28 protein-coding genes are annotated in these 26,777 nt (G+C 44.1%); 23 read left to right on the top strand and 5 right to left on the bottom strand.

Features of this window, described 5'->3' with window-relative positions:
- Positions 1–22: 22 nt before the first annotated feature.
- From ACSQ8P_RS19775 to ACSQ8P_RS19735, 9 genes are all read left to right on the top strand, one after another.
- Positions 23–1,069 (top strand): glycoside hydrolase family 43 protein, encoded by a 1,047-nt coding sequence (locus ACSQ8P_RS19775; protein ID WP_436236747.1) that lies wholly within the window; start codon positions 23–25, stop codon positions 1,067–1,069.
- A 243-nt stretch (positions 1,070–1,312) separates the two neighbouring features.
- Positions 1,313–2,659: an ABC transporter substrate-binding protein gene (locus ACSQ8P_RS19770; RefSeq protein WP_436236746.1), complete on the top strand. Its 1,347-nt coding sequence runs from the start codon at positions 1,313–1,315 to the stop codon at positions 2,657–2,659.
- Complete coding sequence (locus tag ACSQ8P_RS19765) at positions 2,601–4,445, top strand: cache domain-containing sensor histidine kinase (RefSeq protein WP_436236745.1); 1,845 nt, start codon at positions 2,601–2,603, stop codon at positions 4,443–4,445. Before ACSQ8P_RS19770 ends, ACSQ8P_RS19765 begins: the two co-directional genes overlap by 59 nt.
- Positions 4,438–6,063, top strand: a complete 1,626-nt coding sequence (locus tag ACSQ8P_RS19760; RefSeq protein ID WP_436236744.1) for a response regulator — start codon at positions 4,438–4,440, stop codon at positions 6,061–6,063. Before ACSQ8P_RS19765 ends, ACSQ8P_RS19760 begins: the two co-directional genes overlap by 8 nt.
- 103 nt (positions 6,064–6,166) lie before the next feature.
- Positions 6,167–6,433 carry a hypothetical protein gene (locus tag ACSQ8P_RS19755; RefSeq protein ID WP_436236743.1) on the top strand — a complete coding sequence of 89 codons (267 nt, stop codon included), beginning with the start codon at positions 6,167–6,169 and terminating at the stop codon, positions 6,431–6,433.
- A 195-nt stretch (positions 6,434–6,628) separates the two neighbouring features.
- A complete protein-coding gene (locus ACSQ8P_RS19750) occupies positions 6,629–7,222 on the top strand; it encodes a YdeI/OmpD-associated family protein (protein ID WP_436236742.1) in 594 nt (197 codons plus the stop codon).
- Between the two features lie 85 nt (positions 7,223–7,307).
- Positions 7,308–7,658: a zinc ribbon domain-containing protein gene (locus ACSQ8P_RS19745; protein ID WP_436236741.1), complete on the top strand. Its 351-nt coding sequence runs from the start codon at positions 7,308–7,310 to the stop codon at positions 7,656–7,658.
- Between the two features lie 129 nt (positions 7,659–7,787).
- Positions 7,788–8,246, top strand: coding sequence for an SRPBCC family protein (locus tag ACSQ8P_RS19740; protein WP_436236740.1), 459 nt, complete (start codon positions 7,788–7,790; stop codon positions 8,244–8,246).
- A 25-nt stretch (positions 8,247–8,271) separates the two neighbouring features.
- Positions 8,272–8,820 (top strand): GNAT family N-acetyltransferase, encoded by a 549-nt coding sequence (locus ACSQ8P_RS19735; protein ID WP_436236739.1) that lies wholly within the window; start codon positions 8,272–8,274, stop codon positions 8,818–8,820.
- A gap of 447 nt (positions 8,821–9,267) precedes the next feature.
- Here ACSQ8P_RS19735 and ACSQ8P_RS19730 read toward each other — a convergent pair whose 3' ends face one another.
- Complete coding sequence (locus tag ACSQ8P_RS19730; protein WP_436236738.1) at positions 9,268–10,257, bottom strand: helix-turn-helix domain-containing protein; 990 nt, start codon at positions 10,255–10,257, stop codon at positions 9,268–9,270.
- 148 nt (positions 10,258–10,405) lie between these two features.
- Between ACSQ8P_RS19730 and kdgD the strand changes: the two genes are divergently transcribed.
- The 8 genes from kdgD to ACSQ8P_RS19690 all read left to right on the top strand — a co-directional run bounded on the left by kdgD (position 10,406) and on the right by ACSQ8P_RS19690 (position 17,116).
- Entirely contained in the window at positions 10,406–11,332 is a 927-nt protein-coding gene (gene kdgD / locus ACSQ8P_RS19725) for a 5-dehydro-4-deoxyglucarate dehydratase (protein WP_436236737.1), read from the top strand.
- 15 nt (positions 11,333–11,347) lie between these two features.
- Complete coding sequence (locus ACSQ8P_RS19720; RefSeq protein WP_436236736.1) at positions 11,348–12,346, top strand: mannonate dehydratase; 999 nt, start codon at positions 11,348–11,350, stop codon at positions 12,344–12,346.
- 1 nt (position 12,347) lies between these two features.
- Positions 12,348–13,805, top strand: coding sequence for an alpha-ketoglutaric semialdehyde dehydrogenase GucD (gene gucD, locus ACSQ8P_RS19715; RefSeq protein ID WP_436236735.1), 1,458 nt, complete (start codon positions 12,348–12,350; stop codon positions 13,803–13,805).
- A gap of 131 nt (positions 13,806–13,936) precedes the next feature.
- Positions 13,937–14,281 carry an ArsR/SmtB family transcription factor gene (locus ACSQ8P_RS19710; RefSeq protein WP_436236734.1) on the top strand — a complete coding sequence of 115 codons (345 nt, stop codon included), beginning with the start codon at positions 13,937–13,939 and terminating at the stop codon, positions 14,279–14,281.
- Positions 14,282–14,334: 53 nt separating this feature from the next.
- Positions 14,335–15,138, top strand: a complete 804-nt coding sequence (locus ACSQ8P_RS19705) for a metallophosphoesterase (protein WP_436239563.1) — start codon at positions 14,335–14,337, stop codon at positions 15,136–15,138.
- Between the two features lie 2 nt (positions 15,139–15,140).
- Positions 15,141–15,764, top strand: a complete 624-nt coding sequence (locus ACSQ8P_RS19700; RefSeq protein ID WP_436236733.1) for a GNAT family N-acetyltransferase — start codon at positions 15,141–15,143, stop codon at positions 15,762–15,764.
- A 36-nt stretch (positions 15,765–15,800) separates the two neighbouring features.
- Positions 15,801–16,529 carry an SDR family NAD(P)-dependent oxidoreductase gene (locus tag ACSQ8P_RS19695; protein WP_436236732.1) on the top strand — a complete coding sequence of 243 codons (729 nt, stop codon included), beginning with the start codon at positions 15,801–15,803 and terminating at the stop codon, positions 16,527–16,529.
- 26 nt (positions 16,530–16,555) lie between these two features.
- Complete coding sequence (locus tag ACSQ8P_RS19690) at positions 16,556–17,116, top strand: 5' nucleotidase, NT5C type (RefSeq protein WP_436236731.1); 561 nt, start codon at positions 16,556–16,558, stop codon at positions 17,114–17,116.
- Positions 17,117–17,176: 60 nt separating this feature from the next.
- On the opposite strand, the gene ACSQ8P_RS19685 is transcribed toward ACSQ8P_RS19690, so the two are convergent.
- A complete protein-coding gene (locus ACSQ8P_RS19685) occupies positions 17,177–17,917 on the bottom strand; it encodes an SDR family NAD(P)-dependent oxidoreductase (RefSeq protein WP_436236730.1) in 741 nt (246 codons plus the stop codon).
- A 116-nt stretch (positions 17,918–18,033) separates the two neighbouring features.
- Between ACSQ8P_RS19685 and ACSQ8P_RS19680 the strand changes: the two genes are divergently transcribed.
- Positions 18,034–18,918, top strand: coding sequence for a LysR family transcriptional regulator (locus ACSQ8P_RS19680; RefSeq protein ID WP_436236729.1), 885 nt, complete (start codon positions 18,034–18,036; stop codon positions 18,916–18,918).
- An 82-nt stretch (positions 18,919–19,000) separates the two neighbouring features.
- On the opposite strand, the gene ACSQ8P_RS19675 is transcribed toward ACSQ8P_RS19680, so the two are convergent.
- Together ACSQ8P_RS19675 and ACSQ8P_RS19670 are read right to left on the bottom strand one after the other, a co-directional pair.
- Positions 19,001–20,323, bottom strand: coding sequence for a UDP-glucose dehydrogenase family protein (locus ACSQ8P_RS19675; protein WP_436236728.1), 1,323 nt, complete (start codon positions 20,321–20,323; stop codon positions 19,001–19,003).
- A 13-nt stretch (positions 20,324–20,336) separates the two neighbouring features.
- Entirely contained in the window at positions 20,337–21,494 is a 1,158-nt protein-coding gene (locus ACSQ8P_RS19670) for a glycosyltransferase family 4 protein (protein ID WP_436236727.1), read from the bottom strand.
- A gap of 205 nt (positions 21,495–21,699) precedes the next feature.
- Between ACSQ8P_RS19670 and ACSQ8P_RS19665 the strand changes: the two genes are divergently transcribed.
- The gene (locus ACSQ8P_RS19665) at positions 21,700–22,620 is read left to right on the top strand and encodes a DMT family transporter (RefSeq protein WP_436236726.1); all 921 of its coding nucleotides are present in this window, start codon (positions 21,700–21,702) and stop codon (positions 22,618–22,620) included.
- Positions 22,617–23,063, top strand: coding sequence for a metallothiol transferase FosB (gene fosB / locus ACSQ8P_RS19660; protein WP_436236725.1), 447 nt, complete (start codon positions 22,617–22,619; stop codon positions 23,061–23,063). Before ACSQ8P_RS19665 ends, fosB begins: the two co-directional genes overlap by 4 nt.
- 316 nt (positions 23,064–23,379) lie before the next feature.
- Here fosB and ACSQ8P_RS19655 read toward each other — a convergent pair whose 3' ends face one another.
- Positions 23,380–24,258: a LysR family transcriptional regulator gene (locus ACSQ8P_RS19655; RefSeq protein ID WP_436239562.1), complete on the bottom strand. Its 879-nt coding sequence runs from the start codon at positions 24,256–24,258 to the stop codon at positions 23,380–23,382.
- A gap of 109 nt (positions 24,259–24,367) precedes the next feature.
- On the opposite strand from ACSQ8P_RS19655, the gene ACSQ8P_RS19650 reads away from it, so the two are divergent.
- The 3 genes from ACSQ8P_RS19650 (at position 24,368) to ACSQ8P_RS19640 (ending at position 26,750) form a co-directional block, all read left to right on the top strand.
- The gene (locus ACSQ8P_RS19650) at positions 24,368–25,648 is read left to right on the top strand and encodes an adenylosuccinate synthase (RefSeq protein WP_436236724.1); all 1,281 of its coding nucleotides are present in this window, start codon (positions 24,368–24,370) and stop codon (positions 25,646–25,648) included.
- Between the two features lie 105 nt (positions 25,649–25,753).
- Positions 25,754–26,206 (top strand): hypothetical protein, encoded by a 453-nt coding sequence (locus ACSQ8P_RS19645; RefSeq protein WP_436236723.1) that lies wholly within the window; start codon positions 25,754–25,756, stop codon positions 26,204–26,206.
- A gap of 127 nt (positions 26,207–26,333) precedes the next feature.
- Positions 26,334–26,750 carry a hypothetical protein gene (locus tag ACSQ8P_RS19640; protein WP_436236722.1) on the top strand — a complete coding sequence of 139 codons (417 nt, stop codon included), beginning with the start codon at positions 26,334–26,336 and terminating at the stop codon, positions 26,748–26,750.
- Positions 26,751–26,777 lie beyond the last annotated feature (27 nt).

The following is a 26,777-nucleotide window of genomic DNA, read 5'->3' as shown; positions in this document are numbered from 1 at the left end:
ATAGGTAGAGGTGAATCTATACATGCGGAAATTAAGTATTATCATTTTAAGTATCATGCTATTAGCAGGGTGTACGAAGGGAGCTGCGGAGACTAAAGTGAAAGAAACGGATATCGTAGGTTCACCAACGAAGGAAGCGAAAACATTCACCAATCCGATTATCGATAATGGGGCCGATCCTTGGGTCACGACCAAAGATGGTACCTATTATTACACCCATACAACCGGAAATTCCATTCGCGTGTGGAAATCAAAGACGCTGACTGGGTTAGCGGAGGCTGAATACAAAGACGTCTGGTTCCCGCCAGTAACCGGTGCGAATACGTCCAATATTTGGGCGCCAGAATTACATTTTATAGCTGGAAAATGGTACATCTACTATGCCGCCGATGACGGCGTGAATGAGAATCATCGTATGTTTGTGCTCGAATCTGTGACGGACGATCCGCAAGGTGCTTACGTTGATAGAGGAATGATGGACACAGCTGGCCGCTGGGCGATTGACGGAACAACGCTGCAGAAGAAGGATGGATCGCTCTATTTCATTTGGTCGGGATGGGAAGGTGCCGTCAATGTAAGTCAGCATCTCTACATTGCGCCAATGAGCAATCCGTACACGATTAGTGGGAAGCCAATTGAAATCTCACGTCCAACGTACGATTGGGAGCTGGTGGGTAATCCAACGATTAATGAAGGACCGCAGGTCTTGCTGCATGGTGATCGCATTCATGTGATTTATTCGGCTAGCGGCAGCTGGACCGATGATTATTGTCTTGGCATTCTAAGTACGGAGATGAGCAGTGATGTGCTGAATCCGTCTGCTTGGAAGAAGGGTGAGAAGGCGGTGTTTTCTAAGACAGATCAAGTTTTTGGACCTGGTCATAACTCATTTGCGAAGTCGGTAGATGGCAAAGAGGATTGGATCGTGTACCATGCCGCGAAAACACAAGGTTCCGGCTGGAATCGCAACGTGCGTATGCAGCCTTTCCAGTGGAATAAGGATGGTACGCCGAATTTCGGTACTCCGATTGCGGAAGGTGTGCCGATTGTGGTGCCTAGCGGGGAATAGAATGAGGTGCGGGGTGGAGAGTCCTGAGTAAGTCGATTTTATCGACTTACACAACACGAACGACCACTATAACCACATGTAGCACGCGGTCGAGAACTCCCGCAGAAAAGAAGCTTTAACGCCACAAATTGGCGTTAAAGCTTCTTTTTGTCCAGAAATCCAAAAATATGTCCATGACTAACGGAAATAGGTCATTGGCTTGCCTCATCTTAAGTTTGTATAATGAAGGCATAGTTTGAAGGCATGGAGGGGATTCATCTGAGCGGAAGACAACGACTAGGTAAGCAAGCAGCGAAAGCGATATGTTTACTTCTCCTGTTGAGCACGTGCACGGTAGGTTGCGATTCGCGTTCGGGCACGACGCTCGATGAGCCTACGGCGAGTAAGCTGCGAATTACGTTTTGGACGCCGTTTAGCGGTGGGGATGGGCAGTTTATGGCGGAACTCATTCAGCAATACAATAATGAGAATAAAGATCATGTGAAAATAGAACAAATTAACAATAATTCAGGTGATTATTATACGAAGCTGTCAACAGCCATTGTGACGGAAGAGGCGCCGGATATCGCAATCGTTCACTCGGCCAAGTATTCACAGTACGCGCCTGCTGGATTCCTGACAGATTTGAATGCGTTAGCGATCGAAGCTGGCGTCCATTGGGATGATTTTAACCCGACGATTCTACAAAGCACGGTAGCTGACAATAAGCACCTCGGTATCCCACTGGATACGCACCTGGAAGTCATGTTCTACAACAAAGATTGGCTGAGACTCGCAGGCCTTTTAGACGAGAAAGAAAAACCGATTATGGCGAGCGGTGAAGCGGGATACTTAGCCTTTCTGGAGAAAATCCGCGCTAGTGTACCGTCGAATGTGACGCCGTTAGCTGAACCCAATGTACGGATCGATTCATTCTGGATCTGGTACTCCCTCTATAATCAAATGAACGAGGATGGCGGACGATTCTACACCGACGATGGCAAAGCGGCTGCAATTGACAATCCATCTGCTCTGAAATCCTTGGAATTCGTTAATTCGTTATACACCAAGAAGCTCATTTTACCGAATATCAATGATCAGATTCAAAGTTTCGCGAAGGGGACGGCAGCGACCTTAATTTCTGGCGTATGGGGAACGGGAACGTTCGAGCAAGCGGCAGATTTACATTTCGGAGTGACCAAAATCCCACAAATTTACGATCATCCTGCGGCGTGGGGTGATTCTCATACCTTTTCGCTTCCCTACCATGAAAAGCCTGATAAAGAAAAGCAGCTCGCTGCGCTTAAATTTGCGAATTGGGTAGCTGCTCATGGAGCTAGCTGGGCGAAGGCAGGACATATCCCGGCAGTGAAGAAAGCTGTCGCATCCGAAGAGTTTCAAAAGCTGAAATACCGTCCAGACTATGCCAGTGCAGCCGATGATGTGAAATATTTCCCTAATCAACCGCGACAGGGAACAATTAACGATGAGATTGTGCGTGAGTTTGAGAAGATGATGGCGAGCCAAATCACGCCACAAGAGGTGCTGCAAAATGCGCAAAAGATCATTAATACGAATCTTCAAATCCAGCAAAATACAATTGCAAAATAAGCTGCAGCTGATCAAAGATTTACCAATCGCGATGAAGCTGATTGTGCTGAGTGCTGTTTTTATAGCGGTGCCACTGGGGATTGCCAGTTATCTAACGTATACGAGCTACTCGGAATCCATTCAGAAAAATACAGGAAAATATCAGATGGACGTGGTGAAGGAACTGACCGCTAATATCGATACGTACTTAAATGAGCTCAATTTGTTGACATTATTACCATATCAATCTCCACAAATCATGAAGTATTTGGAAGTTGGTGAGCAGACGAGTGCTAATCTCTCGTTTAATGATCGTGTAACGATTGAGGATTTTGCGAAACGTGTATTTGCCAATGGACGTGTGGACATTTCTGGGCTGACGCTTTTTCGTACTAGAGGCGGAAATACGTATTCAGCGATGTCAGAAGAACAAGCCAACTATATGCCGCGCAATGTAAAGAATGAAGTCTGGTACAGCAAAGTTTCACAGACGGGCAAGATGGTATATCTCGGAACATTTAGTAAGCATGGAATGGGTACAACGAATCAAGTATATTCTTTTGCTAGAAAAATACGAAGTGTGGATACAGGTGCTGATCTAGCTTATCTCGTGCTCGATGTAGACAAGAATATCATTCGCAATAAGATTGAAGCGATCTCCAATGATAAGAAGAATATCATGATCGTAGATAATGAAGGCTCGATGATTTATAAAAGTATGGTAAGCGGCCCAGATGCGGATCAAATCAAGCAATTCAAAGGCATGGGGACTGTCGTCTATAAACAAAATAACGATTCAGAGCTAGTTTCGTACTATACGTCACCTTTAACGGGCTGGACGATGATCGAGATGGTTCCTTTGGCTATTTTGCTGCAGGACACAGTTTACGTTCGAAATTATATCATTGGCATTGGTGCCGTATGTTTGCTGCTAGCGATTATTATTTTCACTTTATTTGCTCTTCGGATCACGAATCCGATCAGTGAATTACGGAATCTCATGAAAAAAGTTGTATTAGGAGATTTAGCGGTGTCTATCCCGATTCATAGTCGTGATGAGATTGGTCAGCTAAGTCAATCCTTCAATATCATGGTTTCGAAGCTCAGTGATCTGGGTTATCGACTGTATGAGTCGGAGATCAGGGAGAAAAATGCCCAAATATCGGCACTTCAGAGCCAAATTAACCCGCATTTTTTATATAACACATTAGGTTCTATTAGTATGTATGCTGAAATTCAAGGCAATAAAGAAGTTGTAAAAATGACGAATCATCTTAGTAAACTTTTACGATACAGTATTAATAGTCATCAGAGCCAAGTTCCCCTACATATGGAATTAGAGCATGTGACGGGTTATATGGCGATTCAACAAATTCGTTTTGAGGATAAAATCAAGTTCCATGTCCGCATAGAACCAGAGTTGCTGAGCTATTCGGTTATTCGCTTTATGTTGCAGCCAATCGTGGAGAACGCTATTGTACATGGCATAGATAAAGGAAATGGCTATGGTACCATCAGTCTGATTGGGAAAAAACTAGATAACCAGATGGTGATCCAAATCCAAGATGACGGCGCTGGCATGAGTGCTGTGCATTTACAAAGTTTAATTGAACGAAAGTTCCAAATGACGACAACCGAAGAGGGCACTGGGGGTACAGGTTTAATGAATGTACATCGTAGAATTGCCTTGCGTTATGGGAATCAGTATGGGGTGACAATCGAGAGCAATTTGCAGCAAGGAACGACGATTTCATTAACCTTACCGCTCATCGAAAGTCATCACGAAGGGAGGAAAATGGATGCCTAGTATTTTGATCGTAGACGACGAAACTATTTTCCGCAAAGGGATTCGTTTGATGATTACAGATATGCAAAGTGATTGGATTGTCCTCGATGAAGCAACGGATGGGGCAGAAGCTTTAGAAAAAATTGAAGAACTACAGCCTGATTTGATCATTACGGATATCAAAATGCCTAGGCTCGACGGCATTCAACTCCAATATATTGTGAAAGAGCGTTATCCGCATATTTCTTGTGTGGTGATGAGCGGTTATAACGATTTTCAATATGCGCGTGAATCCTTGCGTTTGGGTGCTAAGGACTATCTGATGAAACCTTTTCAGCGCGAAGAGCTATATGCGTTGCTTGCGAAACTGCAGGAAGAATGGCTAACGGAAAAAAGACCCAATAAATCGAATGGCATGGATCAACAAGTTCAGAATCAGATGCGTCAGCATGTGCTAGCGGGACTTCTTACGGGGAATGTTCACCATGGAGAAGCAGAGTTGCTTGATAATGTGGGTATTCAATTTCCGCATGCTTATATCTCCTGTCTAATTGCCAAATTGGATCGTGATTCGGTTACAGATGAGCGTTATTATCAATTGAATCCTTCTTTGTTTTCGATTTATATTCAGCAATTTATACAAGAGATTCTCAATAAGAGCTTCAAAGGATATGTGTTCATTCATCATGAGTCAGAAGTTGTCGCGTTGATTAATCATGAGGATGTTGCGACTATCAACGCGGAAATCGAGCAGCTGACGAATCGGATTCGGAAGGAAATTCGGGTGCAATCCAATTTTACCCTTACTTTCGGGTTGGGCAGCCCAGCTAAAGACTTGGAATCTATTTCCAAATCTTATAAAGAGGCAGGATTAGCGCTGCTCTATCGACTTGTTATTGGCGGAGATCGGTTGCTGTCAAACGAGATTGTTGCGGAGATGAAAAAGGAAAAGCATGATTGGCACGCTGCCGATTGGCATTCCTTGAATCAGTTCATCCAAGAAGGGGACTTGGCAAATGTGAAGCAACAAGCCAGTCTCTACGTGACAAAACTATGTCAACAGTGGAAGGATCCTGAAATCATACACCAACAAATCTGCAAAATGCTGCTGCATTTCTACGAGTTGGCAGTGAATTTGGCCGTTGTGAAGCAATGGCTGCAGAACACGGATGTGAAGCAGGTTTTGGTGGACATTTATTCGTACTCGTCAAGCAAAGAATTGATTGAGCGATGTCAGAAGCTTCTAGGGGATTTAACCGTCTGTATCGGGAACCGCCAGAAAAAGATGGTGACTAGCCCTGTCGAAATTGTGGTTCGATACGTTGAGGAGCATTATGCGGAATCCATCACGTTAAATACGATGGCTGAGATCGTTTATCTCAGTCCGTCCTATCTCAGCTCCTTGTTCAAAAGCAAGCAAGGCCAGTCTTTCATAGACTTCCTGACGGAGAAGCGGATTGAGAAGGCCAAGTCACTTCTGCTTTATTCCGATGAGAAGATTCAAGTCATCTCGGATTCTACCGGGTTTACAAATATTAGACATTTCAATCGTGTTTTCAAAACGATCACGAATCGGACCCCTTCCGAGTTCCGTGAGGGGAAGGGGACAGCGGTAACAGAACCGTTCAAGGTTAAATAAACTTGAGCGGTTTTTTCTGTTTGTATCACTAGTATCCATACCAAATTTACAATATTGAATAAAATAGTAGAGAAACTAGAATGAGTGAAGGGGAGAAAGTAGGATGAAAAAAGTACAAACGGCCAGGTTGGAAAATCAGGTTTATTCGAATCGCGTTGCTCGATCGGAATTTGATAACAATTGGAAGACAAGTGTGTCGAGCAATGGTTACGTTGTGTATACAGCTACTAAGAACAACGCAAAGATTATCGTGTTACTAACCACGGGGTTAAGAAAACTGATTATTTTCAATAGAGGCGGGAAGGTGCTCGTTGGCTCAGGTGGAGTAAGTCATTATAGCAAACCGCATAAGGCGAAGGATTTGAAATGAGCAGGTAGCGTGCAGGACAAGGGCGGAGAGCGAGGAGATAGCCGAAATTATCGACTATCTCGGGCGCTGGAGGGGCAATATCCGTGGGGATAATCGGACAGACTTTGAAATTTTTAAAAAAGTAGTACAATTGAACTTAAGATATACTGCTAATGAGCTGCTTTTTATGAAAATGATGAAGAAAGGAGTTCTTTCATGGTCAGTAGTAGAATGAATATTACGGTTGATGAATTTTATGGAAAAGCGAAAAGGTGGAAGGATGAATTCGGGGAATTAAGAAGAATTATTCAGGAATGTCAATTGAACGAAGAAGTGAAGTGGGGGTGTCCTTGCTACACGTTTCAGAATAAAAACATCGCTTTAGTACATGGATTTAAAGAATACTGTGCGGTTCTGTTTTTCAAAGGCTCTTTGTTACAGGATGCCAATGGTGTTCTAATCCAACAAACGGAGAATGTACAGGCAGGGCGCCAGATGCGGTTCACGAATGTGCGAGAAATTACTGCAATGGAAACGATTTTGAGAGCCTATATCTATGAAGCGATTGAAGTTGAAAAAGCCGGCTTAGAAGTTAATTTCAAAAAGAATACAGAATACAAAATACCTGAAGAATTACAAACTAAATTCGAAGAAATGCCTACTTTGAAAACGGCTTTTGAAGCGTTGACGCCTGGACGGCAAAGAGCATACATACTTCATTTTTCTGATCCGAAACAATCCAAAACGCGGGTTTCAAGAATTGAGAAATATAAACAGCAAATTCTCGATGGCAAGGGATTACAAGATTAGCACATCACACGGTATTACTTTCCGACATTTTCGCATATGATTCGTTATGAAGTGAATAACTTAAGGGCTGGGGAGTGGAAGGCGTATGTCTTTTTTTGATAAAGTCAAGCAAGGGGCATCTGAAGCAGCGAAAAAAGCACAACAAACCGTCGAGATTACGAAATTCAAAACGCAAGTTTCATTGAAAGAAAGAGAAATTGATAAAATTTACAAAATTATCGGCGAATCTGTTTACGCTTCCTATCTTTCCGGTGATTACACACAGGTAGAAGCCAATGTATCTGAGTATTGTCAAGGTATCGCTCAAATCAATCAAGAGATCAGTGAGCTAGAGCAGAAAATTGCAGAGGTTCGGAATGAAAAAGAATGCACTTGTGGCAAGGTGGTTGCGGTAGATACCAAGTTCTGTTCCTCATGTGGCCATCATTTTGTTTAAATTGGTGGATGAGCATGGAAATAAAGCAGTTTTCGCAGAGAATGCTTCTGTGGAACTGCTTTTATTTTTGGTTGGTCATCATCCCGTGCTATGATAGTGGAAAACAGGAAAGTAATGGAGGCATGGAAAATGGCTGAGCTTCTTCAAGATCCTAAGGTAAAAGTTGAAATGCTGATTCGAAAACCAATTCAGGAGGTGTTTGAAGCATTTATTGATCCTGAAATCACGTCGAAATTCTGGTTTACCCAGGGCAGTGGAAGATTAGAGGCTGGATCATGCGTGCAATGGCATTGGGCAATGTACGGGGCAACCGCAGAGGTAGAGGTCAAAGAAATTGAGGTTAACAAGCGGATTTTGCTGGACTGGGGCACTTTGGTCGAGTGGGTTTTCACTGAGCAAGCAGAAAACGGTACTTTCGTGACCATCTCAAATTCGGGTTTTTCGGGCAGTCCTGATGAGATCGTTAAACAAGCGCTAGATTCAACCGAAGGATTTACGATTGTTTTATGTGGATTGAAGGCGTATCTGGAACATGGCATCCGCTTGAATCTTGTTTCGGACAAGGCTCCCTACGCACATATTTCCTAGTCTTCGCTTGGTAAGGAGCACTTCAATGAAAGTTATACGTAACACGAATCGCATGTCATTAGTTCAATTAGACGCATCATCCTGTGAAATGGTCGTTGATTACTTTCGTCGCAATCGTGAATTTCTCGAACCATGGGAAATGGTGCGGGACGAGTCGTTTTTCACTGCAGACTTCCACGCAGCATTGTTGGAGAAAGAAATGAAGTTGTTCGAGGACGGGCAGCTATTCAAAGTATGGATGTTATACGATGAACGTATCATTGGATCTATTGCGCTCAGTAATATCGTGCGTGGTGCGTTCCAATCATGTCATTTGGGCTATCGGATGGATGGCGAGCTTCTCAATCGGGGGCTGATGACAGAGGGCATCGAAGCCGTTATTGCTTATGCATTTGAAGAGATGAAGCTACATCGGATCGAAGCGAATATTATGCCGCGCAATCAGGCTTCCATGAAGGTCGTTCAGAAGCTAGGCTTTTACGAGGAAGGCTTGGCGATCAAATATTTGAAAATTCATGGCGTCTGGGAGGACCATATCCATATGGTGCTTCGAAATACGGCGATGGAATTGTAGGATTCGACGAGAAACCGCCAGGTATAGGGGTATTCATTCGCGGAAATCAACGATTAGATGTATAAAGTACAGCTAATTTTGCTGGAAACAGCGAATTTTACCAATTAGATGGAAAAACTCCAGTTAAAATTCACCTTTTTCGCGGAATGCGAGTAAATGGTTGAAATTAGCTGGAGTTTTTCCAGTTATTCGCCTAAAGTTGGCGATGAGCTAAATATTAGCTGGATAAATTCCAGCTATTATAATTTTCGGCGTGGAATGGGGTGGTGTGGCGTGCCGGGCCTTACCGTACCGTGGTGGGGTGAGGTGGGGTGAGGTGTGGTGTGGGTGTGGGGGGGCGTGTGGCGGTGTGAGAGTGAGGTGACGTGAGCTATAGCACTGCTGACGTGTGGTTTTCAACTATAGCCCTACCGTTACCTGAATTTTCATTTACCCCTACACTTGGCACTACTCTGAGCTACTTCCCTCACTCGTCGGCACCAGCCTATTCTTCTGATAACGCGTCGCAACCTGCGCCAGATATTTATGAATCCAAGCGTCGACGGTTTCGGAGTTCAAGCAGTTTTTGCGGAAATGACTGGGTGGGGTCCCCATTTCTCTGGTAAATACCTGTGTGAAATAGTGGATGCTTTCAAAGCCGGTATCCTCGGCAATTTGTTTCAATGGGATGTCTGTGTAGCCTAGTAAATAGGCAGCTCTTTTGATTCTTTCCGTCTTGACGATGGACGGGAAGGTTTGTCCCAATTCATCCGAGATCAGACGGGAGAGCTGTCGTTCGGACAAGTGGAGGCTTTGGGCCACGTCACTAAGTGCCATTTTATGAGAAAGATGGTCCTGAATATAGGCTTTGACCTTCTTAAGCGTGCCTTGCAGCTCCATATCAAAAGTTGACGAAGCGGTATCACCAGATCGGCAATGCTGCAGAAACAAGGAGATACAACTAATGACCAGCGTATACGCTAGTTGCTCAATTGTTTCTTTATAGCGATCACCCGTCTCCGAAGCTTGGATGAGCAGAGCCTGCCAAATGAGCATGGGAGCTGTCCCCTCAGCATTCGGAATGAAAAGATGCGGATACGCGCACAGCTGGCTAAAATCCTGCATAAAAGCATCACTTGACTCGGCTGCGACTGGCTCGAGTGCGAAAAATAAGAGCAGCATGCCTTCATCGCTTTGGATGGAGTGACGACTTTCGGGCTTCGAGCAATATAGTGTCCCAGGACGAAGCGGATAGGTAATGCCATCGTGATAGTAATGTCCTTCTCCTTCGACGACGTAGCATATTTCAAAAAAGGAATGTGTATGCGGACGATTGCCCTTATGCTGCGGTTTCGCACCCCAGTAATGAACGAATATGGAGGCGGAGGCACCATGCAGCTGAACCAGATTTTGGTTGAGATACAGGTTACTACGTGAGTAAATGGATGGATTCAACACGCATGAGGGCTCCTCTCAAGTAGACTGAAGATCATTATAGCATGTATTTTTTGAAAAAAAGCGGCATGTTTTTATAAAGACGAAAACGCCTCCATTTTCTATACTTACATTCATAGGCACATAAGAAGTTGAAAAGGGGCTGTTAGTAGTGGGGAATCATGTGAATATTTCACTCGCAGGCATCATGGGCTTTCCGGTAACACCATTTGATCTTCAGGAGCAAGTAGATGAGAAAGCATTACAAGCTAATGTCCGTTTTTTAGTGGAAAATGGTTTGGATTCTGTCTTCGTTTGTGCGGGTTCAGGAGAATATCAGTCCTTGGATATCAAAGAGTATGAACAAGTCGTTTCAGTTGGCGTAGCGACTGCCGCAGGCAAAGTGCCTGTATTCGCAGGGGCTGGAGGCAATATTAGAGAAGCAGTGGATCGCGTACAACTTGCTGAAAAACTCGGCGCTGACGGTTTATTGTTGCTTCCGCCATATTTGATTATTCCCGAGCAGGAGGGCTTGTTTAACTACTATCGAACGCTCGCACAGAGCACGAGTTTACCTGTTATTGTTTATCAGCGTGATAACGCGATTTTTACCTTAAGTACGTTAGAAAAACTGGCTAACTTACCTAACGTTATTGGTTTCAAGGATGGATTAGGAAATTTTGAGCTAAATATTGAATTCGTACAATCAATAGGTTCAAGGTTACAATGGATGAATGGGATGCCGCTTGCTGAATTAACGATGCCAGCTTACTCCGCACTAGGCTATCTATCTTACTCATCCGCAATATCCAATTACATTCCGCAGGTATCGAGAACCTTTTATACAAGCTTGCTTGCTGGAGATCAGGCGATGGTCAGTTCCATTTATCAAGAAGTCATCTTACCGATCCACCGTATTCGTCAATTGCGCAAAGGGTATGCCGTTTCATTGATTAAAGCGGGCATGAATATTGTAGGATTGCCGGTTGGTCTTGAAGTTCGAACACCGCTAGTTCAAGTAGAACGTGAGCATTATGTACAGTTGGAATCCATCATTAAACGAAGTTTAGACCTGGTCGCGATAGCTAATAACGGTTAGGAGGAAAATATCATAATGAAGGTATCCATACAAGTTCCCACATGTGAATTATCCGATAGCGATTTGAGACAAATGTGTCAGCTCGGGGTTGATTGTATTGATTTTACGCAGGGGGGTTCTTTCCCAGGTGTTCGTGAGCAGGGCTTTCCGGATCTTGATCAACTTTTACAATTAAAACGCAGAGTTCGCTCTCACGGAATGGAAATTAATCGGGTGACGCTGCCTGACATGTCGACTAGCTTCATGTTGGAGGAGCCAGGCTCGGAGATCCAATTGGATAACGTCAGTAACGCGATCAAAACCTTCGGAGAAGCTGGGATTACGCTCGTTCGTCAGCGTTTTGCAGGTGATGTATTTCCTTATATGGCAGAGGAATATACAGCCATACACCGAGGTGGCGCACTTGTTCGTGGGGAGTCTTTGAAGCGCAATCTGGACAAACAACCTCCTACGGTGGAGCAATTGAATGCTTGGTGGAAGCGCTTTGATTTAGTTTTCGGTAAACTGGTTCCACTTGCAGAAGAGTATGAGATGAAATTAGCTGTGCATCCTTCCGATACGCCTTATCATAACACGCCATTCGGTGGACTTGGTTTGAATCGTGTAATCGATAGCTTTCCTAGCAGAAACGTTGGTCTCGTCTATTGTGTAGGCTCTCGGGGAGAAGCTGGTGGAACGCCGCTTGTTCTTGATGAAATTTATCAGTATGGTCGTAAGGATAAAATTTTTCTTGTACATTTCCGCAATGTACGGGGTAGTCTGGCAACGGCTGGTGCATTTGAAGAGGCCATGCTTGATGATGGACATATGAATATGGCGAAAATTCTGCTGGAGCTTCATAAGGTTGGCTATAACGGCTGTATAAATCCAGATCATATCACCTCGCTCGAAATGGATCGAGCACCGCATCGAAGTGCAGAAACCAAGATGAATTGGGTTGGCTGGGCCTATGCGATTGGCTATGTAAAAGCTCTTTTGGCGGCATTAACGGAGTTTAGAGGCGGGAGAGATTAACATGGGTGAAATTAAAACTTATCTGAACTATATCAATGGGGGGTGGCTTGCATCTTCTATCGGCGAGGTGGAGGGAAGTATTAATCCAGCGAACCGACATGAGATCGTGGGCTATGTGCAGAAATCGTCCATTGCAGATGTGAATGAAGCCGTCGTTGCAGCGAAAGCAGCGAAGTTAGCTTGGCGTAAATTATCCGGATCAGCTCGTGGTGATTACTTGTATAAGGTTGCGGATAAGCTTGAGAGGCGATTGGATGAAATTGCCGAAATGATGACACTAGAAATGGGAAAAACATTCCCAGAAGCCAAAGGTGAAACCGCAAGGGGCATCGCGATTCTACGCTATTATGCAGGCGAGGGTATGCGGAAGACAGGTGACGTGATTCCATCAACGGACAGTGCGGCTTTAATGTTTACAACACGTGTTCCCTTAGGCGTTGTTGGCGTGATTACACCGTGGAATTTCCCAGTAGCTATTCCGATTTGGAAAATCGCTCCCGCTTTAATCTTCGGAAATACGATTGTGTTCAAGCCTGCACAGGAAACCGCAATAACGGCGGCCCTAGTCATGGAATGCTTTGAAGAAGCGGGAATCCCTGCAGGTGTTGTAAATATGGTGACGGGTCAAGGAGATGTGATTGGTCAAGCTATCGCAGATCATCCGGACATCCATGGTATTACCTTTACAGGATCGGATCGTATTGGGAAAATGGTTGGTCAGAGCGCACTCGCGAAGGGCGCGAAGTATCAGCTGGAAATGGGCGGTAAAAACCCAATCATCGTAGTCAACGATGCCGATCTAGATCTCGCTGTTGAAGCAACTGTGAGTGGTGGCTTACGTTCAACGGGGCAGAAATGTACAGCTACAAGCCGTGTGATCGTACAAAGCGAAGTCTATGAGTCGTTCAAAATAAAGCTGCTTCAGCGTATTAAGGAGATCCGTGTAGGCCCTGGAATGGATGCTTCTACGTGGATGGGGCCTTGCGCAAGCGAGAAGCAATATCATACGGTATTATCCTATATTGCCAAAGGGATCGAAGAGGGTGGAACCTTGCTCTGTGGCGGCGGTAAAGTGCAAGACGAGGGTTTAGATGCAGGCTACTACATTGCGCCTACGGTATTTGAACATATTACAAGTTCAATGACTATCGCGCAGGAAGAGATTTTCGGACCTGTTCTTGCTTTAATTAAAGTGGATTCCTTTGAGGAAGCCATTCAAATTGCGAATGACGTGAAATTCGGACTTAGCGCGTCGGTTTTCACGAGAGACTTCTCGAAAATGCTAACCTTCATGCACGATATCGACGCAGGACTTGTGCGCATTAATGCCGAAAGTGCCGGCGTAGAGCTGCAAGCCCCGTTCGGCGGGATGAAATTATCGAGCTCTGGCTCACGGGAGCAAGGGCAGGCGGCTATTGAGTTCTACACGGATATCAAAACAGTGTTTATAAAGTCTTGAGTGAGAGCCAGTTGCTGCCGCAACTGGCTTTTCCATTGTGGGGCAACTTGACATCGTACCTCGTTGCAACTCATAATGATAAGACACCACGAGGTGTCACATTAAAGTGTGAAGAGTCGGGAGAGGTGATTATGAACGAGAAGAATCCAATACGAGATGTATATGACGCGGTAGCCGATCCTACTCGGCGTAAGCTAATTCAGCTTTTAGCGGAGGTAGAGGAATTACCTCTCTACGAGATCACGCAGCATTTTGAAATGGGGCGCACGGCGGTATCCAAGCATTTGACGATTCTAAGAGAGGCTGGGCTCGTAACGGATCGTAAGGTTGGTCGAGAAACACGGTTTCGACTGCAGCCTGCTCCGTTAAGAGAAATCCAAGATTGGGTGGCCTTCTACGGGAAATTCTGGAACGATAATGTGGCGCGGCTGCAGCAGCTATTATTATCTAACTTTGATGAAAATGAAAATGATTGAAAAAGATGTATATTGGCAGGAATGTCCTTCATGAAGGGAGTTAATGCTGCGTGATGGTAATTGCCGGTATCGTTGTCATACTAGTCCTCGGAGCACTATTTATTGTATATAGCACCTTCTGGGTGAAGGTTTCACATACTCAGCTAGGCGATCCAGCTAAAAAGAATGTCACCGTTGTACAAATTTCTGATTTGCACGGTCAAACCCTTTTCATCAATGGATCATTGAGTAAAATGGTGAATAACCTTAACCCTGATCTTGTGATGATTACAGGTGATTTAGCGTCAAACAAAGAGCAATTGGATAAGGTTTTGAAGGAGATTCGTCAAATAAAGTGTGATCAATTATTTTTTGTTCCCGGTAATCATGAACGCTATGGGTTAGTCCAATCCCGATTCCAACTGAATTCAGATCAAGACTATGAGGCGATTCTTAGAACCATTCAGGACGCCCATATTACTGTGTTATCCAATCGTGGTTTCCCTGTCCACATCGGAGATAAGAAGTGGCTGATCTACGGTTTTGACAATTCCCTATATGGCAAAGAACGGCTGAATGTGCGTGTTGAGGATCTACAAAACTTTGACGTGATCATCATGCTAGCTCACTCTCCGAGTATTATTGAAACGTCACTTCAGCCGCACATTCCATTTGATTTATTGCTTGTCGGTCACACGCATGGTGGGCAAATTAAACCATTAGGTAGTAAGATTGGTGCTTATAAAAACTATCATGTTGGACTCAAACGTATTGATGAGCGAAAGCATTTCTATATCAATCGAGGGCTGGGAACATCACGAATTCCGATTCGGGTTGCTTGCTCGCCAGAGATTGCTGTTTTCAAAATTGGTTTGTAGAAGTGGAAAATAAGAAGGAGGCTGCCGCGGAATTTCGCCGTGGTCTTTTTTTTCATCTAGGATTGCACCGCGGTGGAACTAAAGCTTTCTGCGGTTTTTGGAGAAAAAAGGAAATTGTTACTGATCAGCGAATTATCTGGGATAAACGAGATTGCGAGGTTACAATAATGGAAATGATTCGTTTGGCTTCATTAGATGATATGGATAAACTCGTGCAAATGCGATGGGATTTCTCAGAGGAAGACAATAAGAGCGGTACTAATTTTGAGGAGTTTCAATTGATTTGCAGAGCGTTTTTAGTTAACGCGTTGAACGGAAGTGACTGGAAAATTTGGGTTGCAGAAGTGGATGGCGAGATCATCTCGCATATGTATCTGCAATTGATCCATAAAGTTCCCAGACCTGGCAAATCGCCAAATCCTTACTTTGGTTATGTGACGAATGTTTATACAAGGCCTAGTTATAGAAGTAAGGGATTAGGAACCAAGATTCATCAAGCTATGGAGCATTGGTCAAGAGAACATGATGTCGAGTTTCTTATTTTATGGCCGAGTACGAATAGTGTTAATTTTTATGCGAGAAATGAGTTCACTCGAAGTGAAGAAGCATTGGAAAAACATTGGTAGCTATAGCTGTGATCAATTTTTAGGAGGATGCATGGCATGAGTAAACACGTCTACATCATTACAGGAGCCTCAAGTGGGTTAGGCGCAGCGCTATCACGGCTGTTGTTGTCGGAGGAAATTCTGGTATTCAGCTTATCACGGACGGAGAACAAGGAAATTCAGCAACTTGCGCATGAGTTAAAAGCTAACTATCATTTCATAGCTGCGGACCTCACTCAGGTTGAGCGGTTAGATGCGACCTTGCGGGAGATCGTTGAATCCTTTGATCCATCAACAGTTGAAACGGTTACCCTTATTAACAATGCGGCAACTGTAAATCCAATTAAACCTATACAAGCCTGTTCACCAGATGAAATTATGACGTCAATTCAACTGAATCTAACAGCTCCGATACTACTTACTTCGTGTTTTATAAAGGAAACCGCGAACTGGGCTGCTAAACGCTCGATAGTTAACATATCATCTGGCTCAGGGCAGTACCCAGCAAGAAGTATGAGCATGTACTGCTCATCGAAAGCAGCGCTGAATATGTTCACGAAATGTGTAGCCATGGAACAAAACAAAAAAGCGAATCCGGTTCATGTGTTTACAATTGACCCTGGAATGATGAATACGGGGATGCAACAATTAGCTCGAGAAAGCGATTTCGAGCTATCGACCTATTTTATGAAACAGAAAGAAGAGGGTAATTTAGCAGAGCCAGAAGCTGTTGCACAGAACATTTTACTTGAACTCAGTCGTCTTACGAATAGACCGATTGATTAGATTTGTAAGAGGGGAAATGAAACTCGATGCACATTGGCATAGATTTGGATAACACTGTACTGGATGCTACTTCTGCTTATTTACATTGTTATAATAACGTTTCAGGGTTGGAACTAACCCATAAGGATGTCAATGATTTTTATTTATACCGATTATACGGATGGGATAAAGCCAAACGGGATGAAGTCTATTATAGCTTCGGACATGACATACATTGGAGCTCGATACCTTTTCCAATGGCGGTGGAGGTATTACAAGAACTATTTAAACAACATCAGATTACGATGGTGACGGCTAGGCCGCAACAATTTCAGCATGTCACGATGGCATGGCTTGAAAAGTATCAGATTGACTATCATCACATTTTGTTGGTTGAAGATAAGCTTCAAGCCTGCATTCGTTATGGAGTTGATGTTCTGATTGATGATGCTCCTCACTATGCAGAAGAGCTAGCTGCGGCTCAGAAACCCGTCATTTTATTTGATCAGCCGTATAATCTGAGTATTGTAAATGAATATGTGTACCGTGCTGAGAATTGGTTGGAGGTCAAGAAACAGATCGACCATTTAGCTTCAACGTATATTTGAATAGATACATCAAACAACGTTCTCGTCAATTTGACGAAAAACGTTGTTTTTATATTGTGCTTACAACGTCTGACCACTATCAACGGTGATGATTTGTCCGGTCATGGCTTCCTGTTCCAGAGCTGCACATATAAATTGGGCGATGTCTTCAGGGGTTGAAATTTGCTGGAGCAGCAGGTTTGGTGCTAGTTTCTGCATCTGTTCTTCTCTTCCAGCCCACCAACGGGTGGCAACTGCTCCTGGTGCGACGCAGTTCACCCTAATATGTGGTGCTAGCGCTCGTGCTAAGGATTTGGTTAAGCCATGGACGGCTGACTTGGATATGGCATAGGGAAGAGAAGAGCCAACACCCGTTAATCCTGCAATACTTCCTACATTGACGATCGCGCCTTGTCCGTTCTGTTTCATCATTGGCGCAACGGTTCTTGCACAGTAAAACATGCCTTTCACATTCACGTCGAACAATGCATCCCAGATGTCCTCGGTTACAGCGTCAAGATCAGGAAGGGGAATATGATGTGTAATACTTGCATTATTGACTAATACATCTATGTTTCCCAAACGGTGTTCAATAGACCGTACCATCTCTATGACTTCGTTGTTATTGGAAACGTCAGCTTGTATAGCAATCGCACGTCCACCTTCATCTATGATGCTTTGAGCTGTTTCCTCAGCATCCTCCTTTGAGCGTGAATAGTTCACTGCGACCGCAACCCCTCGCTTAGCTAGTGCGAAGCTCACCGCTCTGCCGATGCCAGTGCCACCCCCTGTAACAAGTGCTACTTTATTGGATAGCTGCATACGAATCTCCTCCTTGTTTGCTATATTTTCATTGTAAAGCTTCAATAGAGTTCTGTATAATTGAAGATATTGAAGGAATGATTCAAAATTTTTGAATTGTTGGAACGGAGCACGGGATGGATATTAAAACGCTAAAAACTTTACATATGATCGTGAAACATGGCAGTTTTCATCAAGCCGCAGTGGAAATGAACTATGCCCAATCTACGGTGACGATGCAAATTCAGAAGTTAGAAGTCGATTTAGGTATTCAACTCTTAGAACGCGGAAAGAAAATTCGATTAACGGAAGCAGGCCGATTATTTTACGAGGAAAGTTTAGAGATTGTTAAGAGGATGGAGAGGTTGCAAACGAATTTGTCGGATCTGCAATCGGGTGAAGTAGGGAACGTACGAATCGGGTTGACAGAGCCAACGGCCAGCTATAGAGTACCCCAATTGTTAAAAGAGTTCATGACGACTTATCCGCGAATCCGTGTTTCGCTTGAAATTGCCAGCACACCAGCTTTGGTCGAGTCCTTGCTGCAAGGCAATATCGACTTCGCGTGCTGCTCGGCACCAGAAATAGGAACTGATCTTTTTTTTCAACCGCTGTTCTCAGAGAAATTTGTGGCGTTAGTACCTAAAGATCATCCGCTTAGCCAGTATGAGGATCTTGTACCGAGTCTCTTCCTTGGCCATCGCCTTTTGATAACGTCAGCAACGTGTCCATATCGTAAAAAACTGGAAATGATACTTCAAGAGTTAGGACATGTGGGGATAGAAACGATGGAGATTGGCAGCATGACTGCTTTGAAAACCTATGTGGAAAATGGATTTGGCTTTGCGCTAGTGCCTGAGATAGTACTAGACCCGATGCCACGTGGGACAAAAGCACTTCCAGTGAGTGGTACATCCATCGATATGTTGACGGGATTCATCTACAAATCCGCTCCATTAAGTTATGCGAGTGGGCAGTTGTATCGGTTTTTGAAAGAGAATCTTAATACACTTGGTTCCTAAGATTTACAGAAGAACTTGGTATGCCAAAAAAAACCGGCAAACAAGGACTTCTTTTCGTCCGAGGCTGCCGGTTTTGTATCTTTTATAAATTTACAGATAGGGTGAGCTTAGCTCGTTCCATCGGTCTTCCCACAGGGATATAGATCACATTCTCCACCAACATTAACCTCGAAATCACCTCATCGGATAAGACGTTGCGTCCATCAAGCAGGATTGGCTGATGCATGAGTCGAGCCATGAGAACCCAATCCAATTCAGCGAATTGCGGCCATTCTGTCATGATGATGATTGCATCAGCATCAGTAGCTACCTCATACGCCGTGTCCATCTGGATAACGCCATCAATTGAGGTATGTTGGACGACAGGATCAAAAGTCTGCACCTCAATCCCATACAGGTGACATAGTCGTAGCAAAGTGAGAAATGGCGCATCACGCACATCATTTGTATTCGGTTTGAAGGAAATACCCAGCACACCAAGCCGCTTTCCACGTGGATTTCCCCAAAGAGAGATCAGCTTCTCCAACAGCTGCGGAATTCGTTCCTCGTTAATTTGAGCTGTTGCTTCGAGTAAAGGAAGCGAGCGTCCAATGGCTTTGCCGGAAGTCAGCAAAGATTGCAAATCTTTAGAAAAGCAGGAACCACCATAGCCAATGCCATCTCGCAAAAAGTGAGGACCGATGCGTCGATCCGCGCCAACGCCTTGCATAACTTGACGATTATCTGCGTCATATCCTTCACAGACATCGGCTATCATATTGGCAAATGAAATCTTCATCGCTAAGAAGGCATTGGAGGCATATTTAATCAGCTCAGCACTGCGTCGATCACAGACTTGAATAGGGGCATTGATCCCTTTGTATAGTTGGTGAAGAGCTGCCTTGGCTAGGTGTGAACGGCAACCGAAAACGATGCGATCCGGGTTCATAAAGTCGTTAATCGCACTGCCTTGGCGAAGAAATTCTGGATTGAAAACAACTTCCGTTTGAAGTCCTGCTGCAAGTAGATTAGCCTCCAACTCATCACAAGTGCCTACAGGAACTGTGCTTTTCATTATGATAAGCGGAGGGCAGACGCCATCCACTTGCTTTAATTGAGCAATCACATCGTCAATTTGACTAAGATCGGTTTGACCGTTGACACCAATTGGGGTTCCTACTGCGATCATAAGCGCATCAGCATCCCTGGATGCATGTGCAATATCGATGTCAAAGGACAAACGGCCATCTCTGCGGCAAGTTTCAAGCATTTCCTGCAGATCAGGCTCCCAAATGGTCAATTTATGGACACGAAGGTCTTGAATCACATGTTCCCGATCGACCGCTGTCACGATATGACCTAACTTTGCCAAGCAAACTGCGGCTACTAAGCCGACATAACCCGTTCCAATAATTGTTAATCGCATGCGTAGTCCTCCTTCAAGCTGAATAGAAGCCAGATTTCTTGCCGATACGACGGAAATCTATGATCATTTCATAATCATGAAGCAATTGATCAAAGATGGCGTCCCACGATCGACCCAGAGCGAATTCTCTTGCTTCAAAACCAAACTTCGTCAAACACACGCTGTCATCGATCAATGAGATGATTTCTTGTACAAAGGATTGCGGCTGACGAGGAGTACATAACACGCCGTTTTCCCCAGAGATCACCATTTCTCGTACACCGCCGCTATTGGCTGCAACGACAGGAAGTCCAGATGCCATAGCCTCTTGAACGACATTTCCAAACGTTTCCGTACTCGAAGGGAAGACGAAGAGATCAGCGGAAGCATAAATCTGAGCGAGCTCTTCACCACTTTTATAACCAGCGAATGTGACATTCGAAGGTGCTGATTCACGCAGTTCCTGGAGCTGTGGACCATCGCCCACAATGAGCCAGTGAACACGTGCTTTCACGGAATCTGGCAATAATTTCATGATTGCGGAAAGCGTGTCTATATCTTTCTCAGGTGCAATGCGACCCACATAAAGAAGGAGGTAAGGAGCTGTAATTCCATATCGTTCGCGAACGTCTATGCTCTTCTTTTCAGGTGTATATAAGGAGCAATCTACGCCTCTTGACCAAAGCAACAAGCGATCAATGCCTTGTTCCTGCAGAGTGACTAAGGTATCTCGAGAGGGAGCGAAGGTCGCATCACAGGAATGGTGAAACCATTTCATATAGCTCCAATAAAGGGGGACTGCAGGCTTCATATGGTAATAAGTCAGATAGCGATCAAAGTGAGTATGATAAGAGGCAACATGTGAGATGCGGTGTTTGCGAGCGTAGTGCAGGCCACATAAACCAAGGTTAAAAGGGGTTGCTAGGTGGAGCAAATCGGGCTGAAAGCGATCAAGTTCTGTTCGGATAGCAGCTAGGTTCGGTAAGGCTAGACGACATTCAGGATACAGAAAGAAAGGGATGCTCGTTACTGGACGAATAGGATCCGAATAGACCATATCAGCCGTGCTTTTAGGCGAAAAAACAAGATGCTCGATGTCACGTCGATTCAAATAATCTGTTAACCTCCCAAGTGTGAGTGCAACGCCGTTCATTTGAGGAACAAAAGTGTCGGTAAACAACGCGAGACGCATATGAATCCCTCCTGTAGTTCCAAGTTTAGCTTCAGCGTAGCAGGAGAGTGTTCGGGGAATATCAATGGAATATGAACGTCATATTATAATTTCACGTTAGGCATATGGTGCTCTGAAAATCATATATTTGCTTGAATTCTCCTTTTCTAATCAGATAAGATTAGAGTTTCTAGGAAAAATTTAGATTCTTGAGGAGCAAGCAATTTTGTTAAAAGATGAGAAGAAATTAAACGCGACCCAGAATCCTTTTGTCCTCATGCCCATCTTGTTGTTGATCTGGGGGGCGGTTGCAGCAGTTAGCAAGTTGGTTTTAAATCGATTGGATAGCTATCAGGTGTTGTTTTATATGTACGGCATGGGTGTGATCATATTTGCAGTCATTTTAGTCATTAGAGCATGGGGGAAGCCGGTTAAGGTATGGAGGTTTTCGGAGTGGTTGCTGGTACTTGCCTGCGGAGTATTTACGTTTCTATATGACTTTCTCTATTTAAAATCACTAGAGCTCATTCCAGCCGTAGAAGCGTCTATGTTAAATTATTTATTTCCTATTTTCATCGTTATATTCGCAATTCCAATTCACAAGGAGAGGTTGAATAGGTATAAAATCCTCTCAATTCTCATGGGGTTTGCAGGAACACTCCTACTGGTTACGAAGGGCGATTTCGCGAATTTCAGTTTTACAAACGTAAGAGGAGACCTGTTAGCGATTCTGGCTGCCATAAGCTGGGGGTTATTTACGAACTTCGTGAAGAAGAACAAAAAAGACATGCTAGTTAGTACCTTTGTGATGACCTTATTAGCTTGGCTATTGTCTATTGCGGGGATGCTGGTTTATTCACAAGGAAAGCTGCTACAGCTGATAGATTTCTATGGTGTTCTATGGTTATGCTTGAGTAATATCGTATTCGGGTTCTTCTTGTATTTCAGAGCATTGAAGTACTCGTCAGCCTCTTTAATCGCGAGTTTCACCTTCTTCGCCCCCTTTGTAACACTTGTGTTTATCATGATTTTGTTGGGGGAGCGGCTATCTTGGCTGGATGGCTTAGCGGCCGTTCTCATTTTGTTAAGTGTTCCGGTACAGAAGTTAGGAGATGTCATTCATAAGCGAAGGGGAGGACTATTATGAAAATAGGCGCGATTAATCATTTACTTTTCTCGGTGTCAGACTTAGAGAAGTCGATTGCATTTTATCAACAAGTTTTCGATGCCAAAATAGTAGTGAAAGGGCGTAATTTAGCCTACTTCGATTTAAATGGGTACTGGTTAGCATTGAATCAAGAGAAGGATATTCCGCGTCATGACATTCACTATTCGTATACGCATTTGGCTTTCACGATTGATGAGAATGATTTTGATGAAATCTATGAAAAACTTAAGCGGCTAGATGTACATATACTTCCAGGTCGGACTAGGGACGAAAGAGATAAACAGTCGATATATTTCACAGACCCAGACGGGCATAAATTCGAATTCCATACAGGGACGTTAGTGGACAGAGTAACCTATTACAAAGAGGATAAATCTCATATGGTGTTTTATGAATATTCGAAGAACTCACAAGGTCAGTAGTAAAATAAATGGAAAACCTCCCGTTAATTTCAGCAGATTTAGGGTATTGAGCGCTTTAGATGGATTTTCTACAGTTAATATTGCCTAAATCGTCGCTTCAGAGGAAATCGAGGCGAATTAGATGCAGGGAATCCAGTTATTTGTGAATTTCGAAAGAAAAGACGGAAATTAACTACAGGAAATCCATTTATTTACCTGGAGAAGGGCAATTTGTGGGCAATCCGCAAGATGTTAACTTAAATAGTGTGAAAAAGAGACCGTACTCCTCAAGTAGAATGATCTGCTTGAAGGGAACAGTCTCTTTTTGCTTACCTGATCAGGGCAGCATCGCCAGAAACGACTTTGATGCTGCTGACAGGGGAACTCCCCGAAGTGTGGCTATCCCTATTTGACGCGCAGGGGGTGGGGAAGCTAACGGAATTTCGATTAATTCGCCGGCAGCGAGTTCCTCAGCTACATAATTACCGATGACGAAAGCAAGGCCAAAGCCACGTTTGGCAAATTGCACAAGGAGATCGATGCTGCCAAGCTCGAACTCAGGTGTGAGGATTACGCCCTCAGAGGTGGCGAAGTCATCGATATAGCGCCTCGTGCTTGCTCCATTTTCCAATAATAATAGGGGGTATTTGTGTAAATCATCCAGGGATATCGGACTTCCTGCCAGATGTGCATAGGGCTTTCCGCCGACAAGGCAGTCTTGAATCGTCGTACTTTCGCGAAATTCGATTTGTTTGTCCGAAGCGGGAAGGCTGACGATACCAAAGTCAATTTTACCTTCCTTGAGAAGTGCGATGGTTTCAGGTGTTGTTCGGTTCGTAACTCGGATTCGCACACCTGGAAATTGTTCATGGAAAGCCTCCAGATATGGCAAAAGATAATACTTGCACAACGTGTCACTTGCCCCAATATTGATCTCCCCGCTATGTAAGCTATGCATGTCAGCGATGGCTTTTTCGCCTATTTTCATAAAGCTAAATGCCTGCTCGACATAACGAAATAACACTTCACCTTCAACCGTTAATGTGACTCCTTTGGCCGTACGAAAGAAGAGTTGTCCACCGAGCGCTGCTTCCAATTGCTTAATCGTATGACTCACTGCGGGTTGTGTGATATGCAGCACTTCGGCCGCTTTCGATAAACTTCCCGTATGGGTTGTCCAATAAAAGACGCGGTACCACTCCAGATTAACATCCACAAACATTACCTCACTTTATATATGGTATAACTTATATCAATTATTCTAATGACGTTAAGGCAATTATAATAAGCTTTGTCAGGCAAAACAAGTTTAGGAGGCGTTAGATTTGACTGTAACTGCGATAGTTGGCGCGAATTGGGGAGACGAAGGTAAGGGGAAGATGACGGATGTCTTAGCGGCACAATCATCTTATGTTGTTCGATACCAAGGAGGAAGTAATGCGGGTCATACGATCATTAATGATTACGGCAAATTTGCGTTGCGCATGCTGCCTTCAGGTGTGTTTTATTCACATGTTACGAATGTGATAGGGCCGGGAACGGCACTCGACATCGATATCGTGCTAAGCGAATTGGAGGAACTTGCAGCAAGAGGCGTACCTACGCCGAAGTTGTTCATCTCTGAGCGGGCACAAGTTGTATTGTCCGTACATCGACTCTTCGACGAACTCGAAGAAGAGCGGCTTAGCGCTCGCAGTTATGGATCAACGAAGCGCGGGATTGCGCCATTTTACGCGGACAAATATGCTAAGCTCGGCATTCAAGTTGCCGATTTATTTAATGATACTCGGTTAAAGGAACGACTCGAGCATATGCTTACAGCGAAAAATGTGTTACTTAAACATCTCTATGGTCGTGCAGCCATCCAGTCAGATGAACTATTGGAACAGCTGTTGCGCCAAGCTGAACGAATAGCTCCTTATGTGTGTGACACAACAACTCTGCTTCAAAATGCCAATGAAAATGGAGATCTCATATTGGTGGAAGGACAGCTAGGTGCTTTACGTGACCCGGACCATGGGATTTATCCGTATTCAACGTCGTCATCGACCCTGGCTGGCTTTGCATCAGTGGGGGCAGGACTACCAGCCAGATCAATCTCACAGGTCATCGCCATTGTCAAAGCCTATTCGAGCTGTGTAGGAGCAGGCCCCTTCGTTACTGAATTGGGGGGGAGCGAAGCGGAGGAATTACGTCGTCGCGGAGGCGATGCCGGTGAATATGGCGTAAACACGAAGCGTCCTAGACGCATGGGGTGGTTCGATGTAGTTGCAACCAAGTATGGCTGTATGATCCAGGGAGCGACAAGTGTCGTTTTAACAAATCTCGACGTGTTAGGCTACTTGGATGAAATTCCTGTTTGTGTCGGCTATGAATTAGCGGATGGTACAATTGTTGATCGCTTTCCAGTTACTGCGTTGATGGATTCGGCTAAACCTGTATGGTCACGAATGCCAGGTTGGAAATGTGATATCTCTCAGATTAAACGCATGGAAGACCTTCCAGAAGAGGCAAAGACCTACATTCAATTCGTCGAATCCACAATCGGCGTGAAGATTTCAACGGTTTCTGTTGGACCTAAGCGCGAGCAAATTATTCAACGATAGCTTCAGTATACGTATTTTAGCCGCCGCGAGGTGGCTTTTTATTACATGTCATAGGAATTGAGGAAATGGGAAAAATAACCACAAAACATGTTTCGGAGGGATTCTATGAAGAAAATGATGTTGGTTGTGTTGATTGTGGGGAGTGCCATGATTAGCCCCGTGCAAGTCAAAGCTGATGTATCTATGCCATGTAGTGCTGTTCTTGAACCTGTAACTACTGACAATGCGAATGCCAAAGGCGCAGCGCTCGTTTATAAAGTGAAGCTCACACCAAGCTTTCCCCGTACAAGTGTAAGCATCCATGCGAATCATTTACCTGTGCCCTCTACAGCGGGAGATTATGATGGTTATGAAGGATTTACTTTTATTCCAAATGAAATAAGCTGGCGTTTCAAGCTGTTCCCAACACCTGAAGAAGGCAGTCCGACTTGGGCAGGAAGAATCGATGATATAACAGCTGATATAACGAATAGTACGATGGAAGTTCGATTATCGAATACAAAAACTGGTAAGTTGGGGCCTGTCATTTTAAGGAATACGATGAATGCTTGTAAATAATAGGAGGATGATTGCAACTTATTTGTATTGCCATCGTCTATTGAAGTAAGATGTTAAAAACTGGGTTATATGTAAACCTAGTTTGTTGTATAAAAACTACGAAAAATTCATTAGACGAGGCGATGCTATGAGATGGTTGATAATGCTAATCTTACTTAGTTGTGTTAGTTGTATGACTGGATGCTCTGCCTATGCTGTACATCATGATCTGAGTAACGAAGTGAGCATTCAGCAACAGGATGACTTGAAGCCAATCGTTAAGAAGCTGTTTGGTACTGAATTAGAAAAGGACGAGGCTGCTTCCGTCTCTGTAAGCAAACGAATTTTAAATTATAAGATTCATGATGAAATTCAGATTTTAAAAAATGAGCAGGATACCTACTATATTGTCACCTATGACATATTGCCGGCTTCCCTGGAATTCATTCTTGCTGGAGGCGGTGAAAGAGCCGAGGATGGATGGATCACAAACTGTGTGCGCTATGTTACACTTCAAGCAGTAAACGGTGAATATCAAATAAAAAGCATGAGCTCTGGGCCGTGAAGTGGTCAGAAGAATAGATGCATTTGG

This window comes from Paenibacillus sp. LjRoot153 (genome assembly GCF_964253085.1).
Lineage (GTDB): Bacteria > Bacillota > Bacilli > Paenibacillales > NBRC-103111 > Paenibacillus_E.
This window is presented reverse-complemented; position numbering and strand designations above follow the sequence as displayed.

Excerpts from the sequence above, each read along its gene's own strand:
- ACSQ8P_RS19775 (WP_436236747.1), top strand. The coding sequence starts at position 23 with ATGCGGAAATTAAGTATTATCATTTTAAGTATCATGCTATTAGCAGGG.
- ACSQ8P_RS19770 (WP_436236746.1), top strand. The coding sequence starts at position 1,313 with ATGGAGGGGATTCATCTGAGCGGAAGACAACGACTAGGTAAGCAAGCA.
- ACSQ8P_RS19765 (WP_436236745.1), top strand. The coding sequence starts at position 2,601 with ATGCGCAAAAGATCATTAATACGAATCTTCAAATCCAGCAAAATACAA.
- ACSQ8P_RS19760 (WP_436236744.1), top strand. The coding sequence starts at position 4,438 with ATGCCTAGTATTTTGATCGTAGACGACGAAACTATTTTCCGCAAAGGG.
- ACSQ8P_RS19755 (WP_436236743.1), top strand. The coding sequence starts at position 6,167 with ATGAAAAAAGTACAAACGGCCAGGTTGGAAAATCAGGTTTATTCGAAT.
- ACSQ8P_RS19750 (WP_436236742.1), top strand. The coding sequence starts at position 6,629 with ATGGTCAGTAGTAGAATGAATATTACGGTTGATGAATTTTATGGAAAA.
- ACSQ8P_RS19745 (WP_436236741.1), top strand. The coding sequence starts at position 7,308 with ATGTCTTTTTTTGATAAAGTCAAGCAAGGGGCATCTGAAGCAGCGAAA.
- ACSQ8P_RS19740 (WP_436236740.1), top strand. The coding sequence starts at position 7,788 with ATGGCTGAGCTTCTTCAAGATCCTAAGGTAAAAGTTGAAATGCTGATT.
- ACSQ8P_RS19735 (WP_436236739.1), top strand. The coding sequence starts at position 8,272 with ATGAAAGTTATACGTAACACGAATCGCATGTCATTAGTTCAATTAGAC.
- ACSQ8P_RS19720 (WP_436236736.1), top strand. The coding sequence starts at position 11,348 with ATGAAGGTATCCATACAAGTTCCCACATGTGAATTATCCGATAGCGAT.
- gucD (WP_436236735.1), top strand. The coding sequence starts at position 12,348 with ATGGGTGAAATTAAAACTTATCTGAACTATATCAATGGGGGGTGGCTT.
- ACSQ8P_RS19710 (WP_436236734.1), top strand. The coding sequence starts at position 13,937 with ATGAACGAGAAGAATCCAATACGAGATGTATATGACGCGGTAGCCGAT.
- ACSQ8P_RS19705 (WP_436239563.1), top strand. The coding sequence starts at position 14,335 with ATGGTAATTGCCGGTATCGTTGTCATACTAGTCCTCGGAGCACTATTT.
- ACSQ8P_RS19695 (WP_436236732.1), top strand. The coding sequence starts at position 15,801 with ATGAGTAAACACGTCTACATCATTACAGGAGCCTCAAGTGGGTTAGGC.
- ACSQ8P_RS19690 (WP_436236731.1), top strand. The coding sequence starts at position 16,556 with ATGCACATTGGCATAGATTTGGATAACACTGTACTGGATGCTACTTCT.
- ACSQ8P_RS19685 (WP_436236730.1), bottom strand. The coding sequence starts at position 17,917 with ATGCAGCTATCCAATAAAGTAGCACTTGTTACAGGGGGTGGCACTGGC.
- ACSQ8P_RS19680 (WP_436236729.1), top strand. The coding sequence starts at position 18,034 with ATGGATATTAAAACGCTAAAAACTTTACATATGATCGTGAAACATGGC.
- ACSQ8P_RS19675 (WP_436236728.1), bottom strand. The coding sequence starts at position 20,323 with ATGCGATTAACAATTATTGGAACGGGTTATGTCGGCTTAGTAGCCGCA.
- ACSQ8P_RS19670 (WP_436236727.1), bottom strand. The coding sequence starts at position 21,494 with ATGCGTCTCGCGTTGTTTACCGACACTTTTGTTCCTCAAATGAACGGC.
- fosB (WP_436236725.1), top strand. The coding sequence starts at position 22,617 with ATGAAAATAGGCGCGATTAATCATTTACTTTTCTCGGTGTCAGACTTA.
- ACSQ8P_RS19645 (WP_436236723.1), top strand. The coding sequence starts at position 25,754 with ATGAAGAAAATGATGTTGGTTGTGTTGATTGTGGGGAGTGCCATGATT.
- ACSQ8P_RS19640 (WP_436236722.1), top strand. The coding sequence starts at position 26,334 with ATGAGATGGTTGATAATGCTAATCTTACTTAGTTGTGTTAGTTGTATG.